The sequence below is a fragment of the Pseudomonas sp. P105 genome, assembly GCF_032614175.1.
Classification (GTDB): domain Bacteria; phylum Pseudomonadota; class Gammaproteobacteria; order Pseudomonadales; family Pseudomonadaceae; genus Aquipseudomonas; species Aquipseudomonas rhizophila.
This window is the reverse complement of sequence record NZ_CP126693.1, coordinates 1,848,898-1,873,610: the sequence shown is the minus strand read 5'-3', so window position 1 is coordinate 1,873,610 and position 24,713 is coordinate 1,848,898. Positions and strand designations below refer to the sequence as shown.

Genomic DNA, 24,713 nt, shown 5'->3' with positions numbered 1-24,713 from the left:
CGCTCCCACATTGACCGCGGCGTTCACAAATCCTGTGTTCACCAAAGGTCAACTGTGGGCGCGAGCCTGCTCGCGATGAGGCCAATTCAGTCACCCCCCACCTCAGCCAACGCCCCCGCCAGCCGAACCCCACCCGCCCGAGCGCAATTGAGCTGGACCCGCGCCAACCCCAGCCAGTCGGCCAAGCGTCGCAGGCTCACCGCCAAAGCCTGCATCCCCTCCTCGTCCAGCCCCGGTTCCTCCTCGTGCACGGCATGCACCGCCAATCGACCCAAAGCCCGCTCCGCCCGCAGATCCACCCGCGCGGCGATACGTTCGTTGTGCAGGAATGGCAGCACGTAGTAGCCATACACCCGCTTGTGAGCCGGGGTATAAATCTCCAGTCGATAACGGAAATCGAACAGCCGCTCGGTACGGCTACGCTCCCAGACCAATGAATCGAAGGGCGACAACAACGCACTGGCCGCCACCTTGCGGTGAATCTTCGCGGTGGGTCGGCACCAGGCCGGTTGCTTCCAGCCTTGCACCTGGCAGCGCACCAGTTCACCGGCCTCCTCCAGTTCGGCCAGTCGTCCACGGCTATCGGCCGGATCGAGTCGAAAATAGTCGCGCAAATCTTTCTCGGTGCCCACACCCAAGGCTTGGGCGGCATGCAGCAGCAAGGCGCGCTGAGCCTGGGGCTCGTCCGGCAGCGGTTGTTGCAGGACCGAGGACGGAAACACGCGTTCCGGCAAGTCGTAAAGCCGCTCGAAGCCCCGCCGCCCCGCCACCGTCACTTCACCCGCCGCGAACAGCCATTCCAGCGCATGCTTCTCGGCGCTCCAGTCCCACCAGGGGCCGGCCTTTTCCTGGCGCGTGGACAAGCTGCCCGCCCCCACCGCACCTTGCTCGCGGACCGAAGCCAGTACGCGGCGAATGACATCCTGACGCTCCTGACCGAACTGCGCCAACTGTCGATAAATGCCCTCACCGCGGGACGCACGCTCCATGCGCCAACGCATCAGCGGATACATCGCCAGCGGCAGCAATGAGGCTTCATGACCCCAGTATTCGAACAGCGTACGACGTCGGCCCTGGCTCCAGGCTGCCTGGTCGAGCAAATCAGGGGTGTAGTGACCGAGACGGGAAAACAGCGGAAGGTAGTGCGAACGCACCAATGCATTGACTGAATCAATCTGCAGGACGCCGAGGCGTTCAATCAGGCGGTTAAGGCGCGCCGGTTGCACCGAAGCTGACGTCGGCCGCCCGTCGAATCCTTGGGCGGCCAGCGCCAGACGCCGGGCCTGTTTGAGGGTAAAGGACAGAGTCGCGGGCATGAAGATCTCCTTGTCTGCTCGCAACCTACCTCACCATTAAGCGGTTTGTGTAGGGAAGGATGGCTCATTTGTGCATCGGGTCATCCCAGAATGGCCGAACCACTTCCTTTTCGACGTCGGCACGGCTGACGCCGATGTCCTTGAGCGCCTCATCGCTCATTCCGGCAAGCAGTTCACGTTCGTGGTGCAATTCGTACCAGCGGCTAAACTTGTGCAGCAGAGCGCTGATGGAAAAGCCATGGGATGAGAGTTTTTCTATCAGTAGATAACCTTTTTGACCTTTCATCGTGATGTCCTCCGTTGGGGATGGCTCAAGTCTCACGCTAACGCTAAGATCAATCCAACGAATGTTTCTGATGCAATACATCTCGGAGATTGATCAATTGTCGAGTTACCCGAGCATCGATACGGAAGTGCTGCGTACCTTTGTCGCCATCGCTGACCAGGGCGGTTTCACCCGTGCCGGTGAGTTGGTCAATCGCACCCAGTCCGCCGTCAGCATGCAGATGAAGCGACTGGAAGAAGATGTATTGCAGCGGCGGCTGTTCGAGCGTGACGGGCGCCAGGTCAAGCTGACCGCCGAAGGCCAGGTGTTGCTCGGCTACGCCCGGCGGATCCTCAAGCTGCACAGCGAAGTGTTCAACACCCTGCGTGAGCCGCACATGGTCGGCACGGTTCGCATCGGCACCCCGGACGATTATGTGATGCGTTTTTTGCCGGGGATCCTGCAGCGCTTCGCCCAGTTCTATCCCTTGATCGAAATTGAAGTGCACTGCGAGTCGTCCAAGCAGTTGCTGCTGCGCCAGGATCTGGACCTGTCCATCGTCACCCGCAAACCGGGGGACGAAATCGGCCAGTTATTGCGCAAGGAGCGCTTTGTCTGGGCCGAAGCGGCATGCTTCAACGTCCACGAACAAACACCGTTGCCGCTGGCGATGTTCAACAGTGATTGCTTCTGCCGGCAATGGGCCTGCAATGCCCTGGATGCCATGGGCCGCGATTATCGCGTGGCGTACAACAGCTCGAGCCTGTCGGCGCTCATGGCAGTGGTTGGCGCGGGCCTGGCAATCACCGCGCAACTGGAAAGCCTGCTGACCCCGGACATGCGCGTGCTGGGCGAGGCGGAAAACCTGCCGCAGTTGCCCGAAGCGAGCATCATGCTGATCCGCAACCTGCATAATCCGTCGCCGATCACCGAGTGCCTGGCCGAGCACATCGTCGAAGGTTTCAAACTTTAAAGGCGAGCAAGATCGCGCACAGCACCAGGAAACCGCAGAACAGCCCGCGCAGCAGCCGCTCCGGCATGGCGTGGGCGACTTTTACCCCCCAACTGATACTGAGCAGGCCACCAGCGGCCAGCGGCAGGCCGATCCACCAGTCCACTTGGTGATGCACCGCATACGTGGCGAGCGTCACGCCGGTACTGGGCAAGGCCAACGAGAGAGACAATCCCTGGGCGACCACCTGACTGGTACCGAACAGGCTGGTCAGGAACGGCGTCGCGACGACCGCCCCGCCGACACCGAACAATCCGCCCATGGTCCCCGACGCCGCCCCCAACACGGCGAGCCACGGCCAGCCATAACGCATCTGCGCCGAAGCCGGGGGGCTGGCGGCGAACATGCGAATCAGGTTGTAGGCCGCCAGCACGATCAGGAAGGCCACGAAGCCGATTCGCATGCTTTGCGCGTCGATGCACACGGCCCAGATCGAGCCAAGCCAGGCAAAGCAAAAACCCATGGAGGCCAGTGGCAGTACATGACGCATTTCAATGCGATTGCGCTGGTGGTAGCGCCACAAAGCGAGCATCACGTTTGGCACGACCATCACCAGGGCCGTGCCCTGGGCGATCTGCTGATCGAGGCCGAACAACAGGCCCAGCACCGGAATGGCGATCAACCCGCCACCAATCCCGAACAATCCCCCCAAAGTGCCCAATGCGGCACCGAACGCCAGATACACCACACCTTCGATCACACCGATTCCCCCTTGATCAGGGCGCTTATCCTACGCAGTCGGCGCTCGCGGGGGAACGCAACTTCCGATCAGAACGTCAGAATTATCTGGCGCATTAAAGGTTCGCCCGCTAGATTCGTAGCGATCATTGATTGAAGGTTCTGCCATGAGCACCCAACGCGACACCTCCGACCCCTGCGAAGCCCTGTTGCTCGACAACCAGGTGTGCTTCGCCCTGCACTCCACGTCGCTGCTGATGACCAAAGTCTACAAGCCGCTGCTGCAAGCCCTGGGCCTGACTTATCCGCAGTACCTGGCGATGATGGTGCTGTGGGAAAAGGACGGCCTGACTGTCGGGGAAATCAGCAACCGCCTGCTCACCGATCCGGGTTCACTGACCCCGTTGCTCAAGCGCCTGGAGGCCGAGGGCTTGCTGAGCCGCACCCGCAGTCGTGAGGATGAACGCGTGGTCATCGTCGAGCTCACCGAACAGGGACGCGCCCTGCAGGAAAAGGCCCTCAACATTCCCCAGTGCATTCTCGGCGCCAGTGGCCAGACCCTGGAGCAATTGAAGAAGCTGCAGCATGACCTGCAAGAGCTGCGCGGGAATTTGCAAGACAGCCTCTGAAACGCAGCCTGTCCAGCAGCACCGTCAACTGCCCCAACGCTATCGCGAGCAGGCTCGCTCCCACATTTTGATCTTTGGTGGACGCACTTTTTGTGTTCAACACAGATCGTTGTGGGAGCGAGCCTGCTCGCGATGGCACCAGTCCGATCACCTCCTGCCCCCTCTCTTAAAAAAAAATTTTCAGCTGATGAAACCGCTCTAACTCAAGGGATCTACGCCGTTTGAACGAGCGAAATTCAATTCCCCTTAAAAATTTATCTTGCGCGCAAAATATTAGCGCTATACATTTGCCTCACACCTACTTAGCGCACAAACATTTAGCGCTGCAACAGCAACCAAAACCGAGGCTCTCACCATGCAAACGCTCTACACCGCAATCGCAACTTCCACCGGTGGCCGTGATGGTCGTGCAATCTCCAGCGACAACATCCTGGACGTCAAACTCGCCACCCCCAAAGAACTCGGCGGTGCAGGCGGCGCGGCAACCAACCCGGAACAACTGTTCGCTGCCGGCTACTCGGCCTGCTTCATCGGTGCCCTGAAATTCGTCGCAAGCCAAAGCAAGCGCAAGATTGCGGATGACGCCTCGATCACCGCCCATGTCGGTATCGGCCAGATTCCCGGTGGTTTCGGCCTCGACATCGACCTGCACATCAGCTTGCCCGGTCTGGACCTGGCCGATGCACAGAGCCTGGTGGACGCAGCTCACCAAGTCTGCCCGTACTCCAACGCCACTCGTGGCAACGTCGATGTGCGCCTGCACGTCACCGTTTAACCAACGCCTTCCAGCCTGCACTTAAGGAGATGCACATGAACACCTTCAGCAAAGCCTTGACCGGCACCCTTCTGGCACTGAGCGTCGGCAGCGCGTTCGCCGACGGCATCGTGGAACACAACACCCAGGCGTTTCTCGACGCGCTGAATGCCGGCACCGGCAAGCCATTGGAGCAACTGTCGCCCAAGGACGCCCGCGCGGTACTGGTCGGCGCCCAGGCCGGGGTGAAACTGAGCTTGCCCAAGGCCGACGTCAGCGAGAAAACTATTGAGGTCGATGGTCAGCCGATCAGCCTGACCATCGTCCGGCCGGCCGGCGTCAAGGGTGAGCTGCCGGTGTTCATGTTCTTCCACGGCGGTGGTTGGGTATTGGGAGATTTCCCAACCCACGAACGGTTGGTTCGGGATCTGGTGGCCGGATCAGGTGCCGTCGCGGTGTTCGTCAACTACACGCCTTCGCCGGAAGCGCATTACCCGGTAGCGATCAACCAAGCCTACGCCGCGACGAAATGGGTGGCCGAGCATGGCAAGCAAATCAATGTCGACGGCAAGCGCCTGGCCGTGGTGGGCAACAGCGTCGGCGGCAACATGGCAGCGGTCGTGGCGTTGATGGCCAAGGACAAAGGTACCCCGGCGATCAAATTCCAGGCCTTGTTGTGGCCGGTGACCGATGCCAGCTTCGAGACGGCGTCCTACAACCAATTCGCCGAGGGACACTTCCTCAGTAAAAACATGATGAAGTGGTTCTGGGACAACTACACCACCGATGCCGGGCAACGTAACGAGATCTATGCCTCCCCGTTACGCGCCAGCACCGCGCAACTCAAGGGCCTGCCGCCCGCGCTGGTACAGACCGCCGAGGCCGACGTGTTGCGCGATGAGGGTGAAGCCTACGCCCGTAAACTGGACGCGGCTGGTGTGCCGGTCACGGCGGTGCGCTACAACGGCATGATTCACGATTATGGTTTGCTCAATGTGGTGAGCCAGGTGCCAGCGGTGCGTTCGGCGATGTTGCAGGTATCCCAAGAACTGAAACAACATCTGAAGTGACTTGTGGCGCAACCCTGTGGGAGCAAGGCTTGCCCGCGATGAACACAGCGCGGAACCGAGGCGTCTGGATCGCGAGCAAGCTTTGCTCTCACAGGGCAGGATTAAATCCCCTCGCCACCGTCTCCATCCTGCCCTCTGTCTGAACATAATCCGCAGGCATGAAAAAGCCCGACTCAATGGTCGGGCTTTTTCATACACAAGACTTCGCTTATTTAGCGCGGCCTTTGTAGGAACCGCCTTCGCGGGTATCGATCTCGATCATGTCGCCGATTTCGATGAAGTCAGCAACCGACAGCTCGGTACCGTTCTTCAGTTTGGCAGGCTTCATTACCTTGCCGGAAGTGTCACCGCGAGCGGAACCTTCGGTGTAGTCAACCTGACGCACGATGGTGGTCGGCAGTTCTACGGAGACCAGACGCTCTTCGAAGAACACGGCTTCGCAGACGTCGGTCATGCCTTCTTCGATGAACGGCAGAACGCTTTCGATGTCTTCGGCGTTCAGCTCGTACATGGTGTAGTCAGTGGTGTCCATGAACGTGTAGGTGTCGCCGCTGATGAAGGACAGGGTCGCTTCTTTGCGGTCGAGGATCACGTCGTCCAGTTTGTCATCGGCGCTGTAGACGATCTCGGTTTTGTAACCGGTCAGCAGGTTCTTCAGCTTGGTCTTCATGATCGCGCTGTTACGACCCGACTTGGTGAACTCAGCTTTCTGAACCAGCCAAGGATCGTTTTCGAGACGGATCACGGTCCCGGGTTTCAGTTCTTTACCAGTTTTCATTGCGAATATCCGAATTTGGATGGGATTTACAAAAATCTAGGCCGCGTATCATATCCAATTTACATAAAACTTCACCAGCGCTGCGGCAAGATCGGGTCGCGAGGCCTGTTCCAGACACCACGCCTGGGCATGTTCGAGCAGTTCCTGCTGCTGTTGATCGACCATTTTCCAGTGTTCGGCCATGTCCTGGCCAGCATTCCAGGATCGCCAGAGACCGCTGATCGCTTTTTCAGCCGGCTCCGAAAGGCCGTGGGTGTACAGCCGGAGGAATGCCTCGAGTTTTTCCAGGTGGACGTCTTCTTCCTGCTGGTAGATATGCCAGAGCAGCGGCCGACCCGCCCATTGGGCGCGCACGAAGGAGTCTTCACCCCGCACGGCGTTGAAATCGCAGCACCATAACAGTTGATCGTACTGATCCTGGCGGACGAACGGCAGCACCTGCACCGTCAGGGCACCACGTTGCTGTACCGCACCGGCCTTCAGGCCATCGATGCCGAGCCAACGCTGAACATCGCCGAGCACCCGGCCTTCGGGGATCAACACATGAGAGGCCCGGATATCGGCCGCCATGGCATCGAACCAACTGGCAAGCCCGGCGTTTTCGTAGGCAAACAGCGAGATCAGACGCGAGCCCGGGGTCCGATGGACTCCCAACGCCTCCAGGAAAATCCGTTGCGCCTGGGCATCCTGCTGAAACTGCCGACGCCGCTCCAGCAGACCGGCTTCACGCAGCAGCCCGCCCGTGCCCTCGCGGAAGCCCGGAAAAAAGAAATATTTCTGCACGTGCTTGTATTTGACCGAGGGCAATCCGTGGCACCCGATCACCCAGTCTTCCGCACTCAGGTAATCGAGGTTCATCCACAACGGCGTGGTCTGCCGCTCGGCCATCGCATCCATGTAGGCGCTCGGCAACTGGCAGGCAAACGCGGCGATGACTACATCGGCGGCGTCGGTGAACGGCCAGACCTCAGGCCAATGGCAGACTTGCACACCCTGCTGCCATTGCTCGGACAGCGTGATGTCGATTTGCGGACACAGTCGTTCAAAGGCCCGCAAGTCATCGACCCATAGCCGCACCGCACATTGATGCTCGGCCACCAATTGCCGAGCCAGGCGCCAAGTGACGCCGATGTCGCCAAAGTTATCGACGACGGTGCAAAAAATATCCCAGCGCACGGTCATTCCCGAATCCCTGTGGCAAAGGCCTGATTGTCCCGCATTAAACCGATGATGCAGAAGAGCCGACGGCGATTAATCTTCATGCGACAATCGCCGCCTATCACGTGTTCATTGCCAGGAAGCAGCCATGTCCGATCACCCGCCAGCGCCACGCCTTACAGCCCTGCAATTGACCGTCAGCATTGCCCTGGGCCTGTGGCTGGGGTTCCTCGCCATCGTATTGACCGGCTGGCTGCTGTCCAGATTCCTGTTCAACGAACAACTGGCGCCAGTGGCCGCAGCCGTGCAGCAACTGGGGCAACCGCCAGCGGTGCAACCGGCCCCGGAACCGCCAACCCCCATGTTCGAGCAGTACCAGCAAAATCTGCAACGAAACGAACAACGACAAGCCCTGGATCAAGCCCGCAGCGATCCTCGCAACCTGTCCAACCCCAAGTGTCAGTTCTGGTTGCAACAGGACCAGAACGCGCCCAGTGAAAAGAGCCGGGCCAACGTTTTGCAGTTTTGCGATTGATCATGAACAAACAGATCGTCCACCAACTGATTCTCGACAAACTCAGGATTGACCTGGGTATCGCCGAGCGCGCCGCGCAAACGGCCTACGAAACCGCGACCCACGAGGAAAACATCGCCGAGAACAAATACGACACCCTGGGTCTTGAAGCGTCTTACCTCGCTGCCGGGCAAGCCAGGCGTGTCGAAGAAATCCGTCAGGCCCTCGCCCTCTGCCAAAACCTGATACTCAGGCCCTACGACGAACAGCGCGGCATTCAGATTGGCACCCTGATCGGGCTGGCGGATGAGGATGATCGTCAGCAATGGTTATTTCTGGGACCGGATGCCGCGGGGTTGAAAGTGTCGCTGGTGGGCCAGCCGATCACCGTCATCACCCCTCGCTCGCCGCTGGGACGAAGCCTGCTGGGCAAGTTCGAAGGGGATGAAGTAGAGATCGTCGTCGCAGGCGCCCGGCAACAGTTCGCTGTCACCGAGGCGATCTAGCACTCACTGTTCAGTGCACCGGTAATTCCACACCGTCGAACAGCTCTTCGAGTTCCTGCTTGTTGTGGCACTGGATGGCCTTGGCCATGACTTCCCGGGTCAGGTGTGGCGCGAACTTTTCGATGAAGTCGCACATGAAACCACGCAGGAAGGTGCCGCGCCGGAAACCGATCTTGGTCACGCTGGACTCGAACAACTCGCTGGCATCCAGCACCACCAGATCGCCGTCCAGCTTGGTATCGACGGCCATTTTCGCCACGATGCCCACGCCCAGGCCAAGGCGGACATAGGTCTTGATGACGTCGGCGTCGGCGGCGGTGAACACCACTTTCGGGGTCAGGCCGCGATGGCTGAAGGCTTCGTCGAGTTTCGAACGGCCGGTAAAACCGAATACGTAAGTCACGATGGGGTATTCAGCCAAGGCTTCAAGCGTCAACTTTGGCAGCTTGGTCAGCGGGTGGCCCTGAGGCACAACCACGCAGCGGTTCCAGCGGTAGCACGGCATCATCACCAGATCGCCGAACAGTTCCAGAGCCTCGGTGGCGATGGCGAAATCCACGGTGCCGTCCGCCGCCATTTCGGCGATCTGCATCGGCGAGCCCTGGTGCATATGCAAGGCCACGTCCGGGTATTGCTTGATGAAGTTACTGATCACCGGAGGCAGTGCATAACGGGCCTGGGTGTGGGTGGTGGCAATCGACAGCGTGCCTTTTTTCTCGTTGGAAAATTCCTGGGCAATCTGCTTGATGCTTTCGACCTTGCGCAGGATCTCCCCGGCCGTGGTGATGATGCGCTCACCGGCCGGAGTCACGCGGGTCAGGTGCTTGCCGCTGCGGGCGAAAACTTCGACACCCAGCTCATCCTCCAACAGGCGGATCTGCTTGCTGATGCCGGGTTGCGACGTGTAGAGGCTTTGGGCAGTAGCGGAAACGTTGAGGTCGTGGTGCGCCACTTCCCAGATGTAGCGCAGTTGTTGAAGCTTCATATGTATCCCTCAAAGCAGTTGGACGCCACGGGCATCAGCGACGGTATATAACTATATGAATGGTTGTATTAATTAATCTAGAACTTTTTATAAAAAAGCCACTACTTTGCCTCAAGCCTCCCCCTGACGTCGCCGCTGCACCAGCGGCACCAGGTAGACCGGTACCCGGGATAACTGCAATACCCGCGCAGCGGTCCTGCCCAGCGGTGTTTCACCGCTAGCCCCTTGACAGTGACTGCCTACGATCAGCAAATCGACTGAGAGTTTCGCAGCCTGATCGAGAATGACCTGGGATGGATCGCCCTGGAAAACCCGCACCGACTTGATCAGCTTCAAGTCCTGCTGCCCCTCGCCCAACTCTTCGCGAAAGCTGTCGAGCACCCGCTGTTCAATGTTGGCCATCACCGTATTCAGACCCTGGCGATGAAATTCGTTCAGCGCTTGCTCATCGAGATAACTTTGCAACACCGACTCCGCGAACAGCCCCATCGGCTCTACCGCATGCACCACATACAACTCGGCTTCGAACGTCCGTGCCAACGCCAAGGCATGCTGCATCACATAAGGGGCGTAAAGTCCCAGGTCTGTGGCGTACAGCATCGAACGAATCATGTGACCTCCTCGCGTGCCAGAATGGCGGAGATGGATTCAGCTTAGCAGCGCCTTGAGGAGTACGACGTCCAGCGTAACGCCCTGAACAACGGGCAGTCAGAGCTTCACTTCATTGCTGATGCCGTGGGGCACATGACCCGTGGCGACCACCTCGCGAGCCAGTTCGCAGTGGCCGGTCTGGTCGTCGAAAAAGACGTCGGCGGCGAAGGCTTCGAGAAATGCCGATTTGGTCAGGCCACCGAGAAACAGCGACTCATCCAGACGAATGTCCCATTCGCGCAACGTCCGGATGACGCGCTCGTGGGCCGGTGCCGAACGGGCAGTGACCAGCGCCGTGCGAATCGGGCAGGCGTCTTCGGGGAACTCGCGTTGCAGTGCATTGAGTGCCGCCAGAAACCCCTTGAACGGCCCGCCTCGCAGCGGCTCACGAGCCGCTTGCCGTTCGCTGGCCTGGAATGCAGCCAGGCCGCCGCTCTGATAGACACGCTCGGATTCGTCGGAAAACAGCACCGCATCGCCGTCGAAAGCGATACGCAGTTCCTCGCTGGCGGCGCGGCTGGCCCCACCCGACAGAATGGTCGCAGCGGCGAATCCGGCGTCCAGGGCACTGCGCACATCCTCAGCGTGGGTGGACAGAAACAGATCACAGCCGAACGCCTTCAGATAGGGGTAAGGACTGCGGCCGCCGACGAACGCCGCGCGGGAAATCGCCAGCCCGTAATGATGAATCGAGTTGAACACCCGCAGGCCGGTGTCGGCGCTGTTGCGCGAAACCAGAACTACCTCGACTCGCGCACGCCCCAGATGCTCGTTGAGATTCAGCAGCTTTTGCACGAGAGCGAAGGCGTCGCCGGGTTCGAGGACTTCGTCCTCATGCTCAATCTGATATTGCCGGTAAGCCTCGACGCCGCCCGACAGATACACTTTATGGCTGTCACTCAGATCGAACAGCGCCCGCGAGGAAATCGCCAGCACCAGTTTGTCGTCGATGTTGTTTGCCATGTCGCTCCCCCTTTCGCCTGATCAGCGGTTTCGTCGGTCCATAAATGCCAACGCCTGATACAAGGCTTCGATTTTCGGCAGCTCACAACCGGCTTTTTTCGCCGCCGCCAATGGTCGGCTGTAAATAGCCTCCAGCTCCAGCGCGCGCTGGTGGGAATAATCGTGATACATACTCGGCCAGTAGTCGGGCATCTTTTCGGTCATCGCAAACAGATACTCGGCATAGCCCGGCGCAATCTGGTGACCGCAAGCCTGAGCACCCCGCACCACCTCCCCCATCAGGGCCTGGATCAAGCCTCGGCTGTCACTGTCGGCCATCAACGGCGTGGTACTGGCACCCAACAGAACCGAAAGACCGTTGTAGGGCACGTTCCACACCAGTTTCTGCCAGCGCGCCTGCCGCAGGTCGGGCATGGCCTGGGAATCCAGGCCGGCGGCACGGAACAGCCCGGCCCCCTGCTCGACAATCGCCATGCGTTGCGCCTGATCGTGGCAAGGACCGCTGTGGTAACCGAGGTTGACTGCACCGAGGGCCTGGTGGGCAATGACGCCAGGACCGACCCGATGCACACAGATCAGGCACAGGCCGCCCAGCAGATGCAGCGAATCGGGCAGCAACGGTCGGAGGTCGTCCTCAACATCCAGGCCATTTTGCAGCAACAGGACTTTTGCACCCTGAGCGGCAGCTTGAATGATGGCCGGGGCCAGGTCGGCATTGCTGGTGGTCTTGGCACCGACCAGTAGCCAGTCGCAGGGCGGCATGTCCGCCGCCGAACGATACGCCTGGACCGGGTTGAGCGTCAGGGCGCCGTGAACCGCACTGTCGACTCGCAAGCCGCCCTCGGCCACCGCCCCAAATTCGCTGCGCAGTAAAAAATGCACGTCAAAACCGGCGCGAGCCAGCATCACGCCATAGAACCCACCGATCGCACCGGTGCCGATCATCCCGATCCGCGGTTTAACGCCTGCCTGCATCATTGCCACTCCTCAGCTAACAGTCCCTGCGCATCATTACATAGGTGCGGGCCAACGTGGCGAGACAGCCGGGTTCCGCCGGGCCGGTTCACGATCGGGCGCAGCAGGTCCTTTTGTGAAGGCTGCGCCGTCAAGCGCGAGCAAGCTCCCCCGCCGCAATTAACCCGTCCCTGCCCATTGTCGAGCAACCTCGTAACGCGCTAAGGTTCCGCTCCCCGACGCGCTTAAATCCGCTGTGCACCGCCGCGCGGGGATCGCTGGCGGCCGGCACCCGTGACCTGACGAGTAACACGATGGCTGATTTACCGATCAATGACCTTAACGTCGCCTCCAACGAGACCCTCATCACGCCTGACCAGCTCAAGCGCGATATCCCCCTGAGCGACGCTGCCCTGCGCACCGTGACCAAGGGCCGGGAAGTCATTCGCAACATTCTCGACGGCACCGACCATCGCCTGTTCGTGGTCATCGGGCCCTGCTCGATCCATGACATCAAGGCCGCCCACGAATATGCCGAGCGCCTGAAAGTGCTGGCGGCGGAAGTTTCCGACACCCTGTACCTGGTAATGCGGGTGTATTTCGAAAAGCCGCGCACCACCGTCGGCTGGAAAGGCCTGATCAACGACCCGTACCTGGACGACTCCTTCAAGATCCAGGATGGCCTGCACATCGGTCGCCAATTGCTGCTGGATCTGGCCGAAATGGGCCTGCCCACCGCCACCGAAGCCCTGGACCCGATCTCCCCGCAATACTTGCAGGACCTGATCAGTTGGTCGGCCATCGGTGCGCGGACCACCGAATCCCAGACTCACCGTGAAATGGCCTCCGGCTTGTCCTCGGCCGTGGGTTTCAAGAATGGCACCGACGGCGGCCTCACCGTGGCGATCAACGCCTTGCAGTCGGTTTCCAGCCCTCACCGCTTCCTGGGCATCAACCAGGAGGGTGGCGTCTCGATCGTCACCACCAAGGGCAACGCTTATGGTCACGTGGTGCTGCGCGGTGGCAACGGCAAACCGAACTACGATTCGGTCAGCGTCGCGCTGTGTGAGCAGGCACTGAACAAGGCCAAGATCAAGCCGAACATCATGGTCGACTGCAGCCACGCCAACTCCAACAAGGATCCGGCGCTGCAACCGCTGGTGATGGAGAACGTGGCCAACCAGATTCTGGAAGGCAACCAGTCGATCATCGGCCTGATGGTCGAAAGCCATTTGAATTGGGGCTGCCAGGCGATCCCCAAGGATCTGGCGGACTTGCAGTACGGTGTGTCCATCACCGATGCCTGCATCGACTGGAGCGCAACCGAGAACACCCTGCGCAGCATGCATGCCAAGCTCAAGGACGTGTTGCCTAAACGTCAGCGTGGCTAAAAGGATCACAGCCTCGTTGCACTCGACGGCGCCTACGCCGGCTATGTGTAGGCGAAGGCTGCGACCTTTGCTCTTTTCAAGGCTAAAAAAAACGCCGGGCTTTTCAGCCCGGCGTTTTTATTGGGGAATCCGTGAGGTCAGAGCTTGGCCGCGTGACGCTGGTGACGCTCCATGTAGCGCTCCACGTAGGAGCAGGACGGGATCACCGTGTAGCCCATTTCGTCGGCGTATTGCAGCGCCCTTTCGGTCAGCGCCGCCGCAATGCCGCGTCCGCGCAAGGCGTTGGGCACGAAAGTGCGATAGATATCCAGGGTCTGTTTGCCCAGGTCCATATAAGTCAGATAGGCACGATGACCGTCCACATTGGTCTCGAACTGATGACCAGCCTGGTCATGGTGGATGGACAACGCCTCGCTCATCACTACTCCTCGCGGGTCTGAATGCTGACCCCTACCTTACCGATGTTTTTCCGGCGAAGGAACATCTACGCCACCCCGTGCCTGTCTGGTCACCGAGCGCCAACACCCACCGCTCAACCCCGAGCACGTCGTGAATAGTAGGCACCAATGACGCAAATGCTCAAGGCACGCCCGTCAATGGGGGTAAAACCCGGTCGGGTTTATCGATTGAGCGCCACCGTCACGCGCTAGTCGGCCAAGGCGCAATAGCTGAACATCGCCAGTTGTTGAGTCGTGAGACGAGCGCCGGTTATTAAAGTCACCGCCAACACCAATAAAGATAGCCGCCCCCCTGAGCAAAAAACGCTCAAAAGTGTAGGCGAATCAATAAACAACGACGTTAACGGCTTAAGGAAAGTTCTCCCGCGCACGGAACTTTTGCTCAATGACGCGCTCAAGCCAGGTGCCGGAGGCTGCAAATTTTTTAAACAACACCCCAAAAAGTTGCTCGAAAAAGAATCACCGCCTACAATTTTTTTGCTTCTTGCGCGACGTCAGTTTACTTACTACAAGTAATGGGTAGTATGTACGCCGGCTAACTCCTCGCTGTGAGGAGACAGTCACTTAATAGAAAGTCCTTGAAGGGGAACACGATGAACAACGTTCTGAAATTCTCTGCTCTGGCCCTGGCCGCAGTTCTGGCTACCGGTTGCAGCAGCGCATCGAAAGAAACCGAAGCACGTCTGACTGCTACCGAAGACGCAGCAGCTCGCGCCCAAGCTCGTGCAGACGAAGCTTACCGTAAAGCTGATGAAGCTCTGGCTGCTGCTCAAAAAGCACAACAGACTGCTGACGAAGCTAACGAGCGTGCTCTGCGCATGCTGGAAAAAGCTAGCCGCAAGTAATAGTCCTCCGGGATTGTTATCGAGCCGACCCATTTTTTGGGTCGGCTTTTTTATTGCCCGGCGTTTCCCCAGGCGATAAAAAACCCGCCGACATCGCGAAACGCCGGCGGGTCTCTATTGCAGGTTTTACTGTTGCAGATCGATCGGCGCGCTGGAGACCATCGGTGCCGAAGTATTCGGAACGGCGATCTCGACCGGCAGGCCGTCTTCGGCAGCCACCACATCACGCACCACATCCCAGTCCATGCGCAGGTTGCTGGTGATGTCCTCACGCTTGAGCATCGTGTTGATCACCGCGGTGTGCTTGTCCACCACCGATGGGTTGCCGTTGTCGTCCAGCGGCGTGTGGGCCTCCAGATAAACCTTCCCGCCGCTCACACCCAGCTTGTAGGGATCGTTGATGATCCGTACCGAGGTGCCCACCGGCACCATGCCGGCCATCTGCAGTACGTTGTTGTTGAACATGCGGAAGCAGCCGTGGCTGGTGCGCATGCCGATGCCGAACTTCTTGTTCGAACCGTGGATCAGGTAACCCGGGGTGCCCAGGGTGAACTTGAACGGACCCAAGGGATTATCGGGACCGGCCGGCACCACGTTCGGCAACGGATCGCCGTCGGCGGCATGCTCAGCCTTGATCGAGGCCGGCGGAGTCCAGGTCGGATTCGGGGTCTTGGCAATGATGCTGGTGTGGGCGATCGGCGATCCCCAACCTTCACGGCCAATGCCCAGCGGGAAGGTGTAGACCACATTCCGGCCCTTGGGGAAGTAGTAGAGACGGTACTCGGCGAGGTTGATCACGATGCCTTCGCGCGGGCCAGGCGGCAGGATGAAACGGGTCGGCAGCACGACCTCGGTGCCCGCACCCGGCAACCAGGGATCGACGCCCGGGTTGGCAGCGACCATCTCGGTGTAGCCCAGGTCGTAGGTAGTGCCCAGGTCGGCGAAGGTGTCTTCGTATTTGGCCTTGATGACCTGCACCTGGCCGACAATGTCTTCGCCTGGCGGTGGCAGAGGCAGCTCCAGGGCGGCAACGGGACCAGCCATGCACAGGGCGGCAAGAGACAGGCAGCGGGTGACGGCAGGCAAGCGCAGCAACATCCGGGAAATCCTTTGCAGGTCGAACAGAGGGTATGAAGACTGTGATTGTACACCGGCCCCCGTTATTTCGGGGAGGGCAGGAATGAGGCGTCCGATGCCTAGCATGCTTGGAGACTGAAATAAAAACCTGTGGGAGCGAACCTGCTCGCGATAGCGGCGGCACATCCAACATCAATGCAAGCAGGCCCACCGCCATCGCGAGCAGGCTCGCTCCCACAAGGGGGCATGCGGGGAATCTGGGGAATTACAATTCGAACCGCAGTTCCGGCCAGATCGGCGAGGTGCCGCGCTTCTGGGACTCCAGGATCGCCCGGCACAATGAACACAGGCGATGGTCCTGGAATATCTTGCGATCAACAGCCGACCAGCGCGGCTGGGCCGGCAGCAGGCTGCCGCACAGGGTCCGGTCGGCCGAGCCACCAAGCTCCAGTTGCCGGGTCACCAGATGCACCCGCACTTCCTGGCAGGCGAACAGGTCCAGCTGTTCGTCAGGCTCGATCAGTTGGTAGGCAAACAGGGACCAGGCGGGACGCGGCATCGGGGGCTCCAAATCGGGGGCGCCACATTAGCCGAAAGACCGCCTGTAGAAAAGCGTCACAGCAGCGGTTTTAGCGTCGGCCAGACATTTTCCAGCAACTTGCCTTGGGCCGCGACGGACGGGTGCAAGCCATCGCCCTGCATCATCCCCGGAACACCGCCAACGTCCTGAAGGAAAAACGGCACCAGCGGCACGTTTTTCTCCTCGGCCAGGGTGCTGTAGACCCGGGCAAAGGCATCGGTGTAGCGCTGCCCATAATTGGGCGGCAACTGCATGCCCAGCAGCAGTACCTTGGCACCGCTGGCGCGCGAGCTGTCGATCATCGCTGCAAGGTTTTGTTGCAATTGCGTTGGCGGCTGTCCACGCAAGCCATCGTTGCCCCCCAGTTCCAGGATCACCAGGTCCGGCTTATGGGCTGCAAGCAGCGCCGGCAGCCGCGCCTGGCCGCCTGCACTGGTGTCACCACTGATAGAAGCATTGACCACTTTGTCGTCGAAACCTTCGGCCTTGAGCCGTTGTTCGAGCAAGGATACCCAACCTTGCCGGGTATCCAGGCCGAAAGCGGCGCTGATACTATCGCCAACGATCAGGACTGTACCCGCCGCTGCGTTCTGGGCCATGCACATCAGGGCCAGGCCGGCACTCAAAAACCACACACGCATCGGATTCTCCATGGGCTCAAGCATTCTCACCGCGAAGGACCTTAGCAAAGTGGTTCCCAGCGCGGAAGGTGAACTGACTATCCTGCACGAACTCAGCCTGGAACTGAACAAGGGCGACAGCCTGGCCATTGTCGGCGCATCCGGTTCCGGCAAATCCACCCTCCTGGGCCTGCTGGCCGGCCTCGACCTGCCCAGCAGCGGTGAAGTGACCCTCGCAGGCCAAGCCCTCAGCGTTCTGGATGAAGACCAGCGGGCCCGGATCCGCGCCGAGCATGTCGGCTTTGTCTTCCAGTCGTTCCAGTTGCTCGACAGCCTCAATGCGTTGGAAAACGTCATGCTGCCATTGGAGCTTGATGGTCGCCGGGATGCCCGCGAACGCGCTACGGAATTGCTGCAGCGGGTCGGCCTGGGCCAGCGCCTGACCCATTCGCCCCGCCAGCTCTCTGGCGGCGAGCAGCAACGCGTGGCGATTGCCCGTGCCTTTGCGGCCGAGCCGGACGTGCTGTTTGCCGACGAACCCACTGGCAACCTCGACAGCCACACCGGTGAGCGCATCAGCGATCTTCTGTTCGAGTTGAACAAGGAAAGCGGCACGACCCTGGTGCTGGTCACCCATGACGAACGCCTGGCCCATCGTTGCCGGCGCCTGATTCGACTTGAAGCCGGCCAGATGGTCGCCCCCCTGGAGCCTTGATGGCACGCTTGCCGCTGTTGCGTCTGTTCAGTCTCGCTGTCCGCCAATTGCTGCGCGACGCCCGCGCCGGCGAACTGCGGGTGTTGTTCTTCGCCCTGCTGGTGGCGGTGGCGGCGAGTACCGCCATCGGTTACTTCGGAGCCCGTCTCAACGGCGCGATGATGATGCGCGCCACCGAATTCCTTGGCGCCGACCTGCTGCTCGAAGGCAGCTCGCCTGCCCGTCCCGAACAGATTCGCGGCGGCACCGATCTGGGCCTCGAACATGCCCGGGTGGTGGAGTTTTCCAGCGTCGTGGCCACCGACAATGGCATTCAACTTTCCAGCGTCAAGGCCGTCGATGACATCTACCCCCTGCGCGGCGAACTGAAAAGCGCCCCTGCCCCGTTCGCCCCGGAAGAAACCGGCGGGCGACCGAACCCAGGCGAGGCCTGGGTTGAAGCACGGCTGCTGACGGCACTGGACCTGAAAATAGGCGACAGCATCGACGTCGGCAACCAGCCCCTGCGCCTGAGCCGTGTGTTGACCTACGAACCGGATCGCGCCGGCAATTTCTATAGCCTCACGCCCCGGGTCATGATCAACCTCAAGGACCTGGACGCTACCGGCGTCGTACAGCCCGGCAGCCGCGTCAGTTATCGCGACCTGTGGCGCGGCCCGGCACCAGCGTTGCAAACCTACCGCGACCTGATCAAGCCGGGCCTGGAGCCCAATCAGCGGCTGCAGGATGCACGCGATGGCAACCGGCAGATCGGTGGCGCCCTGGGCAAGGCCGAACGGTATCTGAACATGGCCAGCCTGGTGGCGGTGCTGCTGTCCGGCGTCGCCGTCGCCCTCTCGGCCAACCGCTTTGCCACCCGACGCTTTGATGCCAGCGCACTGCTGCGTTGCCTGGGGTTGTCACGCCGGGAAACCATGGTGCTGTTCAGCCTGCAGTTGACCGTGCTGGGCCTGCTGGCCAGCCTCAGCGGTGCGCTGCTTGGCTGGGTCGCCCAACTGGGTCTGTTTGCACTGCTGCATGACCTGTTACCCACGACCGTCCCGCCGGGTGGCCTGCTGCCGGCCATTGCCGGAATCGGCACCGGAATGGTGGCGTTGGCCGGCTTCGCCCTGCCCCCTCTGGCCGCGTTGGGACGGGTACCCCCCTTGCGCGTTTTACGCCGGGACATGCTGCCGATTCCTTCCAGCACCTGGGTGGTCTATGGGGCCGCCCTGGGTGCCCTTGGCCTGATCATGTGGCGCTTGAGCCTGGACCTGGTCCTGACGTTCGCCCTGCTCGGCGGTGGCGTCATCGCAGCACTGGTGCTCGGCGGCCTGCTGTTGCTGCTGCTCCAGAGCCTGCGCAGGATGCTGGCCCGCGCCTCGTTACCCTGGCGGCTCGGCCTGGGCCAGTTGCTGCGCCACCCCTTGGCGGCGGCCGGCCAGGCGTTGGCATTCGGCTTGATTCTGTTGTCCATGGCGCTGATCGCCCTCTTGCGCGGCGAGCTGCTGGACACCTGGCAAAACCAGTTGCCGAAAAACGCCCCGAACTATTTCGCCCTGAATATCTTGCCCAACGACAAGCAGGCCTTCACCGAAAAGCTGCTGGCGTTGTCGGCGCAATCGGCGCCGCTCTACCCCGTGGTACCGGGACGCCTGATCAGTATCAACGGCGAGCCGGCCAAGGAATTTGTCACCAAGGACTCGGCCGGTGACCGGGCCCTGCAGCGCGACCTGAGCCTGACCTGGGCTGCGGACCTGCCGGCGGGCAACGTCGTCACGGCCGGGACCTGGTGGCCGCAGCAACCGCCGGACGATATTCCGGGCGTTTCGGTAGAAGGCAAGGTGGCCGAGAACCTCAAGATCCAGCTGGGGGACCGTCTGGTTTTCAACGTGGGCGGCGTCAATCGCGAGGCGAAGGTCACCAGCTTGCGAGAAATCAACTGGGACAACTTTCAGCCTAACTTTTTCATGATATTCCAACCCGGCACGCTGAAGGATCTACCGGCCACCTATCTCACCAGCTTCTATCTGGCGGCGGGCCACGACCAGCAGATTGTCGACCTGTCCCGGGCCTTCCCGGCGGTGACGATCCTGCAAGTCGAAGCCCTGCTCGAGCAGTTGCGCAGCATCCTGGCCCAGGTCACCCTGGCCGTGGAATATGTGTTGCTGTTTGTACTGGCTGCGGGAATGGCCGTGCTGTTCTCCGGCCTGCAAGCCACCCTCGATGAACGGATCCACCAGGGTGCGCTGCTCCGCGCCCTGGGTGCCGAACGAGCCCTGTTGGTCAAGGCCCGGCGCATCGAGTTCGGGCTGTTGGGTGCGGTCAGTGGCTTGCTCGCGGCCTTGGGTTCGGAACTGGTGAGCCTGGTGCTTTACCGTTACGCGTTCGACCTGCCCTGGCATCCGCATCCATGGTTGCTGGTACTGCCTTTGGTGGGAGCGTTATTGATCGGGGCTGCCGGTGTGTTCGGCACGCGTCGAGCCCTCAATGCCAGCCCGCTGACAGTCTTGCGCGAGGGTTGATAGACTCCCGGCTTCGCCACCACAAGAAGTTGCCATGAGCCGTTATCGCCCACCCCGCACCGCCGGCACCGCGTTGATCACCCCTGAGGGCGAGGCGCGGATGCGCGCTGAATTTCATGAACTGTGGCATGTGCGCCGCCCTCAGGTGACCCAAGCAGTCAGCGAGGCGGCGGCCCAGGGGGATCGTTCGGAAAACGCCGAATACACCTATGGCAAGAAAATGCTGCGGGAAATCGACAGCCGCGTGCGTTTCCTCACCAAGCGCCTGGAAGCCCTCAAGGTGGTCAGTGAAAAACCCAGTGACCCGAACAAAGTGTATTTCGGCGCTTGGGTCACGGTTGAAGATGAGGACGGCAAAGAGTCTCGCTATCGCATCGTCGGCCCCGACGAACTGGACTTGAAAAAGAACCTCATCAGCATCGACTCGCCATTGGCGCGGGCGTTGATCGGCAAAGCGCTGGATGCTGAGATCAAGGTTCAGACACCCGCAGGTGAACAACTTTTATATGTCACTCACATTGAATACATATAAAGCTTCACCGGCCCAAGGCCCGAAAAACCAAGTCATCTCAGCTCACCTCAGCGGCGGGTAATCAGCCCCTGTCGGGCCACGCGGGTCAACTGCCGGATCATTTCGCTGGCGTGCGCCGCACTGGGGGACTGGATAACGGCCAGATCGAAACTGTCGTCGGCAAAACGCGCCAGAGACTCACCGTCTTCGACAAACTGGATAAGGAACGCCGCCGGCCCGTGGTTGCGTCGCGGCCAGCCGTCGAGATAGCGCAATAACGTAGGCTGGTGAGTACCGCCCAGAAGGATTTTTGGATTGCGTTGCAGAAGGTTCGCCGTGATCGGCGCAAGACGTACAAGGGGGCTGGATGCGTTCATCGTGTCGTGTCTCTGCCTCAAAAGTCTGCATGGCAGGTGAGAGGCAACACCGAACCAGCGCTTTAGCGGTATTTCGAAGCCCCGTGTAACCGGCTTCTATCGGTGACTGAATGAGTCACCTGGCGCCCCGCAAGTAGCTGTTTAAATCGGCGCATGAGCGGCATCCTAGAGAAGCTGACCGGCCAGTGTCAAGAATCTGCGCGCACAAAAAAGGCCCGTTCCAGACGGGCCTTCAATGATGCAGGTATGCAATCAGCGGGCGATGGCCTGGTCGACCGACAACTTGCCAGCACCTTCGATCAGCACCGCAACGCTGCCTGCCAGCAAAGCCAGGGCAAACTCATAACCGTTGTTGGCCATGAACAGACCGTTGCCGATGTGCACGGAGAAAATCGCCACCAGCGACAGGAAGGCCAGTCCCAGCGCCGCTGGACGGGCCAGCAGACCGATGATCAAGGCCAGCCCGGCGAAAAACTCGGTGCCGCCGGCCAGTGTCGCCATCAGATAACCGGGGGTCAGGCCAATGCTTTCCATCCACTGCGCCGTCCCCGTCAGGCCGTAGCCACCGAACAGACCGAAGAGTTTCTGGGAGCCGTGGGCGGCGAAGATGATCCCGACAACGATGCGCAGGACAGTCAGGCCATAGCCAGCGCGAGTAAACAGAACTTTGTTGATGAAAGTGCTCATTAGGTTCATTCCTTGGGATAAGTGGATTGGCCGCTATATTAATCAACAAAATGCATGATAAAAGCGGAAAAAATCTGTGATACCAATCAGTTTACTCGATCATTTACGCACAACAACCTTTTGTTCCCTGGGCTCCAGCGACTCCCGTTCACGATCAAATGCCAGATAGTATTTGTTCACACTATTAACGTAGCTTACTGCGCCCATTCCCACCTGCTCCATGGCGATGCGTTCGACCTGGAAGAACCACTGATTGGGATTGAGTCCCCGCCGCCTGGCCTCGGCCCGCATGCCTTGGACACGCTCAGGCCCCATGTTGTAGGCGGCCAGGACGAAGGCCATTCGCTCGCGCTCATTGAGCTTGGGGCTGGCGAAAAACTTTCGGCGTATCAAGGCCAGGTACTTGGCGCCAGCCTGCACGTTGGCGTCCAGGTTCTGGATGTTGCGCACCCCGACCCTCTGGGCTGCTGACGGGGTAATCTGCATAAGACCCGTAGGGCCGCTGCCACTGCGGGCATTGGGTTTCAGGGAAGACTCCTTGAACGCCAGCGCCGCCAGGTTCAGCCAATCCATGCCTTGGGCCGTGGCATGTTTTTGCAGCACTGGGCGCAGTTTCTCAAGACGCTGGCGATTGGCACGGGCCAGCGGATAGTGAACCCGGTACAAGCGGCGATAGATGCGCAGAAACGCCGCGTCCTGATTGGAAGGCGCCTTATAAGTCGTCAGGAAGCGGTCGATGCTCGCTCGCAGCATGGCGGCGTCACGACGGACAAACCAATACTCGTCAGCCGGCTCGCCAATGAGCACCTGCCGGTCGAAACGCAGCTTGGGCAGGATCTTGCTCCAGCGTTCGGCAATGGGCTGCTCGACGATGGTCAGATGGAAAATCCCGGCCTGAACCATTTCCAGCACATCTTCCACCGCCAGGGTCGGGTCGACCCACTCGATCTTCACCGGCGGTAATTTACGCAGCGCCAACTTCTGGTTGATCTGACTCAGCGCTTCCCCTGCGGCGCTACCGTTGGGCAGGGCCAGGGTCTTGCCCGACAGTTGCTCTACACGTGTGTAGCGCCGCTGGCCCTTGGCTCCCACCAGAAGCAACGGCACGTCGGTGCGAATCGGATTGCTGGCGCTGACCGCAAGGCCAGCCAGGGGCTCGAGCAACTCGCCGGGCGCGACCAGATCGCCTTCTCCGCGCTGCAAGGCGCCCAGCAGTTGGTCCTTGGCCTTGGGAATGATCTTGAGGGTGATTTTCTGGTCATCCCGAGCGTGGCCGTTGAGGTATTGCTCGAAGGCACGTAAGCGATGATATTCGACGCCAATGGGTTGCCCCTTGACTTCGCCAGAACTGTTGCGGCTCTGGTTGACCAAAACTTTCAGCACCCGGCTGCTGCGGATTTGCGCAAGGTCGCGCACCGTAGTCGGCGCTACCACCTGTACCGGGCCGGGCAGCCGCGCCTCGGCCGGCATCGGCAGCAACAGCGAACAACACAGCAGCAGCAACACTTGGGGACGTGTCATCCACTCTCCGAAAGGATACCGCGACCCGCAGCCTTGAAATATCGAAGCTGGGGTCGACAGAAACAGAGCACCTGGGGCGCTGAAAAGTGCGAAAGACTGGCACAGTGCTGGCGTTTATACCAACCCGACCGGTCTGACGGCCTCAACAGACAGCCTCAACTCGTTGTAGTTCTTGGCTTTTCTTATAAATCTACAGCTCTGATATGCTTTGCGGCCTTTGGGTCGAGGTAGCACCATGCAACTCATCGATATCGGCGTCAACCTGACCAACCCCAGTTTTACCGACAAACACGAGGCCGTACTTGAGCGCGCCTATGCAGCCGGTGTCTGCCAACTGGTCTTGACCGGTACCAGCGTCGAGGGCAGCGAACAGGCGTTTGAGCTGTGCCAGCGCCTCGATGACGCCGGGGAACGGCTGTTTTCCACCGCCGGTGTTCACCCCCATAGCGCCAGCGACTGGACCGCCGATAGCGCCAGGCACCTCAAAGACCTGCTGAAACAAGACCGCGTTCGCGCAGTGGGTGAATGCGGGCTGGATTTCAACCGGGACTTCTCCCCGCGCCCGCAGCAGGAAAAAGTCCTGGAAGAACACCTCGCCCTGGCGGTGGAGTTGCAATTGCCGGTCTTTCTTCACGAACGTGATGCCGATCAGCGACTGCTGGAAATCCTGCGGGATTTTCGCGACCAATTGCCCGCAGCGGTGGTGCACTGCTTTACCGGTGAGAAAAAGGCCCTGTTCAGCTATCTCGACCTGGACTTGCATATAGGCATCACAGGCTGGATCTGCGACGAGCGCCGGGGCACCCATTTGCATCCATTGGTACGGGAAATTCCTCGCACTCGCTTGATGCTTGAAAGCGATGCACCGTACCTGTTGCCTCGCACACTGCGCCCCAAACCCAAGAATGGTCGAAACGAACCGGCCTACCTGACGGAAACCTTGCGCGAAGTCGCCTTGCACCGGGGCGAAAGCCAGGAAGACCTCGCTGCCCATAGCACCGCCTGTGCCCGCGCGTTTTTTGGCTTGCCCACCCTCTCCTGACCCAATGAAAACCTGTTGGAGCGAGCCTGCTCGCGATAGCAGTGGATCAGCTTGCCCATAGGCCGACTGATACACCGCTATCGCAAGCAGGCTCGCTCCCACAGGGGATAGGCGTTGTCTGTTGACCCATATCAACACCCCGCACCTTGGAT

28 protein-coding genes are annotated in these 24,713 nt (G+C 60.3%); 12 read left to right on the top strand and 16 right to left on the bottom strand.

The window, feature by feature from the left end:
• Positions 1–86: 86 nt before the first annotated feature.
• Together QOM08_RS08500 and QOM08_RS08495 are read right to left on the bottom strand one after the other, a co-directional pair.
• Positions 87–1,316, bottom strand: coding sequence for a winged helix-turn-helix domain-containing protein (locus QOM08_RS08500; protein ID WP_316912818.1), 1,230 nt, complete (start codon positions 1,314–1,316; stop codon positions 87–89).
• Between the two features lie 64 nt (positions 1,317–1,380).
• Positions 1,381–1,602 (bottom strand): DUF1127 domain-containing protein, encoded by a 222-nt coding sequence (locus QOM08_RS08495; protein ID WP_047226364.1) that lies wholly within the window; start codon positions 1,600–1,602, stop codon positions 1,381–1,383.
• A 97-nt stretch (positions 1,603–1,699) separates the two neighbouring features.
• On the opposite strand from QOM08_RS08495, the gene QOM08_RS08490 reads away from it, so the two are divergent.
• Complete coding sequence (locus QOM08_RS08490; protein ID WP_171061402.1) at positions 1,700–2,554, top strand: LysR substrate-binding domain-containing protein; 855 nt, start codon at positions 1,700–1,702, stop codon at positions 2,552–2,554.
• Here QOM08_RS08490 and QOM08_RS08485 read toward each other — a convergent pair.
• The gene (locus tag QOM08_RS08485) at positions 2,544–3,278 is read right to left on the bottom strand and encodes a sulfite exporter TauE/SafE family protein (protein WP_410479138.1); all 735 of its coding nucleotides are present in this window, start codon (positions 3,276–3,278) and stop codon (positions 2,544–2,546) included. The genes QOM08_RS08490 and QOM08_RS08485 overlap by 11 nt on opposite strands.
• 160 nt (positions 3,279–3,438) lie before the next feature.
• On the opposite strand from QOM08_RS08485, the gene QOM08_RS08480 reads away from it, so the two are divergent.
• The 3 genes from QOM08_RS08480 (at position 3,439) to QOM08_RS08470 (ending at position 5,724) form a co-directional block, all read left to right on the top strand.
• On the top strand, positions 3,439–3,900 hold the full coding sequence (locus tag QOM08_RS08480; RefSeq protein WP_316912816.1) for a MarR family transcriptional regulator: 462 nt from the start codon (positions 3,439–3,441) through the stop codon (positions 3,898–3,900).
• Between the two features lie 355 nt (positions 3,901–4,255).
• Positions 4,256–4,675, top strand: coding sequence for an organic hydroperoxide resistance protein (locus QOM08_RS08475; RefSeq protein WP_047226360.1), 420 nt, complete (start codon positions 4,256–4,258; stop codon positions 4,673–4,675).
• A gap of 35 nt (positions 4,676–4,710) precedes the next feature.
• Positions 4,711–5,724 carry an alpha/beta hydrolase gene (locus tag QOM08_RS08470; protein WP_047226359.1) on the top strand — a complete coding sequence of 338 codons (1,014 nt, stop codon included), beginning with the start codon at positions 4,711–4,713 and terminating at the stop codon, positions 5,722–5,724.
• A 208-nt stretch (positions 5,725–5,932) separates the two neighbouring features.
• On the opposite strand, the gene QOM08_RS08465 is transcribed toward QOM08_RS08470, so the two are convergent.
• A complete protein-coding gene (locus QOM08_RS08465) occupies positions 5,933–6,502 on the bottom strand; it encodes an elongation factor P (protein WP_003199385.1) in 570 nt (189 codons plus the stop codon).
• A 48-nt stretch (positions 6,503–6,550) separates the two neighbouring features.
• Positions 6,551–7,684: an elongation factor P maturation arginine rhamnosyltransferase EarP gene (earP, locus tag QOM08_RS08460; RefSeq protein WP_316912815.1), complete on the bottom strand. Its 1,134-nt coding sequence runs from the start codon at positions 7,682–7,684 to the stop codon at positions 6,551–6,553.
• A 124-nt stretch (positions 7,685–7,808) separates the two neighbouring features.
• On the opposite strand from earP, the gene QOM08_RS08455 reads away from it, so the two are divergent.
• Complete coding sequence (locus QOM08_RS08455; protein WP_092458927.1) at positions 7,809–8,195, top strand: hypothetical protein; 387 nt, start codon at positions 7,809–7,811, stop codon at positions 8,193–8,195.
• A gap of 2 nt (positions 8,196–8,197) precedes the next feature.
• Positions 8,198–8,680: a GreA/GreB family elongation factor gene (locus tag QOM08_RS08450; protein ID WP_047226356.1), complete on the top strand. Its 483-nt coding sequence runs from the start codon at positions 8,198–8,200 to the stop codon at positions 8,678–8,680.
• Positions 8,681–8,690: 10 nt separating this feature from the next.
• Here the strand turns inward: QOM08_RS08450 and cysB are convergent, their stop codons facing one another.
• The 4 genes from cysB to QOM08_RS08430 form a co-directional block, all read right to left on the bottom strand.
• Positions 8,691–9,665, bottom strand: coding sequence for an HTH-type transcriptional regulator CysB (cysB, locus tag QOM08_RS08445; protein WP_018603112.1), 975 nt, complete (start codon positions 9,663–9,665; stop codon positions 8,691–8,693).
• Positions 9,666–9,776: 111 nt separating this feature from the next.
• The gene (locus tag QOM08_RS08440; RefSeq protein WP_047226355.1) at positions 9,777–10,277 is read right to left on the bottom strand and encodes a universal stress protein; all 501 of its coding nucleotides are present in this window, start codon (positions 10,275–10,277) and stop codon (positions 9,777–9,779) included.
• Between the two features lie 96 nt (positions 10,278–10,373).
• Positions 10,374–11,279: a 5'-nucleotidase gene (locus tag QOM08_RS08435; RefSeq protein ID WP_047226354.1), complete on the bottom strand. Its 906-nt coding sequence runs from the start codon at positions 11,277–11,279 to the stop codon at positions 10,374–10,376.
• A 21-nt stretch (positions 11,280–11,300) separates the two neighbouring features.
• Complete coding sequence (locus tag QOM08_RS08430) at positions 11,301–12,254, bottom strand: putative 2-dehydropantoate 2-reductase (protein ID WP_047226421.1); 954 nt, start codon at positions 12,252–12,254, stop codon at positions 11,301–11,303.
• A gap of 293 nt (positions 12,255–12,547) precedes the next feature.
• Here QOM08_RS08430 and QOM08_RS08425 point away from each other — a divergent pair, with 293 nt between their 5' ends.
• Positions 12,548–13,624: a 3-deoxy-7-phosphoheptulonate synthase gene (locus tag QOM08_RS08425; RefSeq protein ID WP_003199364.1), complete on the top strand. Its 1,077-nt coding sequence runs from the start codon at positions 12,548–12,550 to the stop codon at positions 13,622–13,624.
• A gap of 137 nt (positions 13,625–13,761) precedes the next feature.
• On the opposite strand, the gene QOM08_RS08420 is transcribed toward QOM08_RS08425, so the two are convergent.
• Positions 13,762–14,043, bottom strand: a complete 282-nt coding sequence (locus QOM08_RS08420; RefSeq protein WP_047226353.1) for a GNAT family N-acetyltransferase — start codon at positions 14,041–14,043, stop codon at positions 13,762–13,764.
• Between the two features lie 632 nt (positions 14,044–14,675).
• On the opposite strand from QOM08_RS08420, the gene oprI reads away from it, so the two are divergent.
• Positions 14,676–14,927 (top strand): outer membrane lipoprotei OprI, encoded by a 252-nt coding sequence (gene oprI, locus QOM08_RS08415; protein WP_011335311.1) that lies wholly within the window; start codon positions 14,676–14,678, stop codon positions 14,925–14,927.
• Positions 14,928–15,053: 126 nt separating this feature from the next.
• Here oprI and QOM08_RS08410 read toward each other — a convergent pair whose 3' ends face one another.
• The 3 genes from QOM08_RS08410 to QOM08_RS08400 form a co-directional block, all read right to left on the bottom strand.
• Entirely contained in the window at positions 15,054–16,025 is a 972-nt protein-coding gene (locus QOM08_RS08410) for a L,D-transpeptidase family protein (protein ID WP_047226352.1), read from the bottom strand.
• Positions 16,026–16,269: 244 nt separating this feature from the next.
• The gene (locus QOM08_RS08405; RefSeq protein ID WP_047226351.1) at positions 16,270–16,563 is read right to left on the bottom strand and encodes a hypothetical protein; all 294 of its coding nucleotides are present in this window, start codon (positions 16,561–16,563) and stop codon (positions 16,270–16,272) included.
• A 56-nt stretch (positions 16,564–16,619) separates the two neighbouring features.
• Entirely contained in the window at positions 16,620–17,225 is a 606-nt protein-coding gene (locus tag QOM08_RS08400; protein ID WP_047226350.1) for an arylesterase, read from the bottom strand.
• Between the two features lie 10 nt (positions 17,226–17,235).
• Between QOM08_RS08400 and QOM08_RS08395 the strand changes: the two genes are divergently transcribed.
• Genes QOM08_RS08395 through greB form a run of 3 tightly spaced genes read left to right on the top strand, consistent with a single transcriptional unit; the run spans position 17,236 to position 20,955 of the window.
• Positions 17,236–17,919: an ABC transporter ATP-binding protein gene (locus QOM08_RS08395; protein ID WP_047226349.1), complete on the top strand. Its 684-nt coding sequence runs from the start codon at positions 17,236–17,238 to the stop codon at positions 17,917–17,919.
• On the top strand, positions 17,919–20,423 hold the full coding sequence (locus QOM08_RS08390) for an ABC transporter permease (protein WP_316912814.1): 2,505 nt from the start codon (positions 17,919–17,921) through the stop codon (positions 20,421–20,423). Before QOM08_RS08395 ends, QOM08_RS08390 begins: the two co-directional genes overlap by 1 nt.
• A 34-nt stretch (positions 20,424–20,457) precedes the next feature.
• Positions 20,458–20,955 carry a transcription elongation factor GreB gene (gene greB / locus QOM08_RS08385; protein WP_047226347.1) on the top strand — a complete coding sequence of 166 codons (498 nt, stop codon included), beginning with the start codon at positions 20,458–20,460 and terminating at the stop codon, positions 20,953–20,955.
• Between the two features lie 47 nt (positions 20,956–21,002).
• Here greB and QOM08_RS08380 read toward each other — a convergent pair whose 3' ends face one another.
• From QOM08_RS08380 to QOM08_RS08370, 3 genes are all read right to left on the bottom strand, one after another.
• Positions 21,003–21,311 carry a hypothetical protein gene (locus tag QOM08_RS08380; RefSeq protein WP_047226346.1) on the bottom strand — a complete coding sequence of 103 codons (309 nt, stop codon included), beginning with the start codon at positions 21,309–21,311 and terminating at the stop codon, positions 21,003–21,005.
• Positions 21,312–21,563: 252 nt separating this feature from the next.
• The gene (locus QOM08_RS08375) at positions 21,564–21,998 is read right to left on the bottom strand and encodes a DoxX family protein (protein WP_047226345.1); all 435 of its coding nucleotides are present in this window, start codon (positions 21,996–21,998) and stop codon (positions 21,564–21,566) included.
• A 99-nt stretch (positions 21,999–22,097) separates the two neighbouring features.
• Positions 22,098–23,519, bottom strand: coding sequence for a transglycosylase SLT domain-containing protein (locus QOM08_RS08370; RefSeq protein ID WP_316912813.1), 1,422 nt, complete (start codon positions 23,517–23,519; stop codon positions 22,098–22,100).
• A 235-nt stretch (positions 23,520–23,754) separates the two neighbouring features.
• Between QOM08_RS08370 and QOM08_RS08365 the strand changes: the two genes are divergently transcribed.
• The gene (locus QOM08_RS08365) at positions 23,755–24,561 is read left to right on the top strand and encodes a TatD family hydrolase (protein ID WP_316912812.1); all 807 of its coding nucleotides are present in this window, start codon (positions 23,755–23,757) and stop codon (positions 24,559–24,561) included.
• Positions 24,562–24,713 lie beyond the last annotated feature (152 nt).

Excerpts from the sequence above, each read along its gene's own strand:
- QOM08_RS08500 (WP_316912818.1), bottom strand. The coding sequence starts at position 1,316 with ATGCCCGCGACTCTGTCCTTTACCCTCAAACAGGCCCGGCGTCTGGCG.
- QOM08_RS08495 (WP_047226364.1), bottom strand. The coding sequence starts at position 1,602 with ATGAAAGGTCAAAAAGGTTATCTACTGATAGAAAAACTCTCATCCCAT.
- QOM08_RS08480 (WP_316912816.1), top strand. The coding sequence starts at position 3,439 with ATGAGCACCCAACGCGACACCTCCGACCCCTGCGAAGCCCTGTTGCTC.
- QOM08_RS08475 (WP_047226360.1), top strand. The coding sequence starts at position 4,256 with ATGCAAACGCTCTACACCGCAATCGCAACTTCCACCGGTGGCCGTGAT.
- QOM08_RS08470 (WP_047226359.1), top strand. The coding sequence starts at position 4,711 with ATGAACACCTTCAGCAAAGCCTTGACCGGCACCCTTCTGGCACTGAGC.
- QOM08_RS08465 (WP_003199385.1), bottom strand. The coding sequence starts at position 6,502 with ATGAAAACTGGTAAAGAACTGAAACCCGGGACCGTGATCCGTCTCGAA.
- earP (WP_316912815.1), bottom strand. The coding sequence starts at position 7,684 with ATGACCGTGCGCTGGGATATTTTTTGCACCGTCGTCGATAACTTTGGC.
- QOM08_RS08455 (WP_092458927.1), top strand. The coding sequence starts at position 7,809 with ATGTCCGATCACCCGCCAGCGCCACGCCTTACAGCCCTGCAATTGACC.
- QOM08_RS08450 (WP_047226356.1), top strand. The coding sequence starts at position 8,198 with ATGAACAAACAGATCGTCCACCAACTGATTCTCGACAAACTCAGGATT.
- cysB (WP_018603112.1), bottom strand. The coding sequence starts at position 9,665 with ATGAAGCTTCAACAACTGCGCTACATCTGGGAAGTGGCGCACCACGAC.
- QOM08_RS08440 (WP_047226355.1), bottom strand. The coding sequence starts at position 10,277 with ATGATTCGTTCGATGCTGTACGCCACAGACCTGGGACTTTACGCCCCT.
- QOM08_RS08435 (WP_047226354.1), bottom strand. The coding sequence starts at position 11,279 with ATGGCAAACAACATCGACGACAAACTGGTGCTGGCGATTTCCTCGCGG.
- QOM08_RS08430 (WP_047226421.1), bottom strand. The coding sequence starts at position 12,254 with ATGCAGGCAGGCGTTAAACCGCGGATCGGGATGATCGGCACCGGTGCG.
- QOM08_RS08425 (WP_003199364.1), top strand. The coding sequence starts at position 12,548 with ATGGCTGATTTACCGATCAATGACCTTAACGTCGCCTCCAACGAGACC.
- QOM08_RS08420 (WP_047226353.1), bottom strand. The coding sequence starts at position 14,043 with ATGAGCGAGGCGTTGTCCATCCACCATGACCAGGCTGGTCATCAGTTC.
- oprI (WP_011335311.1), top strand. The coding sequence starts at position 14,676 with ATGAACAACGTTCTGAAATTCTCTGCTCTGGCCCTGGCCGCAGTTCTG.
- QOM08_RS08410 (WP_047226352.1), bottom strand. The coding sequence starts at position 16,025 with ATGTTGCTGCGCTTGCCTGCCGTCACCCGCTGCCTGTCTCTTGCCGCC.
- QOM08_RS08405 (WP_047226351.1), bottom strand. The coding sequence starts at position 16,563 with ATGCCGCGTCCCGCCTGGTCCCTGTTTGCCTACCAACTGATCGAGCCT.
- QOM08_RS08400 (WP_047226350.1), bottom strand. The coding sequence starts at position 17,225 with ATGCGTGTGTGGTTTTTGAGTGCCGGCCTGGCCCTGATGTGCATGGCC.
- QOM08_RS08395 (WP_047226349.1), top strand. The coding sequence starts at position 17,236 with ATGGGCTCAAGCATTCTCACCGCGAAGGACCTTAGCAAAGTGGTTCCC.
- QOM08_RS08390 (WP_316912814.1), top strand. The coding sequence starts at position 17,919 with ATGGCACGCTTGCCGCTGTTGCGTCTGTTCAGTCTCGCTGTCCGCCAA.
- greB (WP_047226347.1), top strand. The coding sequence starts at position 20,458 with ATGAGCCGTTATCGCCCACCCCGCACCGCCGGCACCGCGTTGATCACC.
- QOM08_RS08380 (WP_047226346.1), bottom strand. The coding sequence starts at position 21,311 with ATGAACGCATCCAGCCCCCTTGTACGTCTTGCGCCGATCACGGCGAAC.
- QOM08_RS08375 (WP_047226345.1), bottom strand. The coding sequence starts at position 21,998 with ATGAGCACTTTCATCAACAAAGTTCTGTTTACTCGCGCTGGCTATGGC.
- QOM08_RS08370 (WP_316912813.1), bottom strand. The coding sequence starts at position 23,519 with ATGACACGTCCCCAAGTGTTGCTGCTGCTGTGTTGTTCGCTGTTGCTG.
- QOM08_RS08365 (WP_316912812.1), top strand. The coding sequence starts at position 23,755 with ATGCAACTCATCGATATCGGCGTCAACCTGACCAACCCCAGTTTTACC.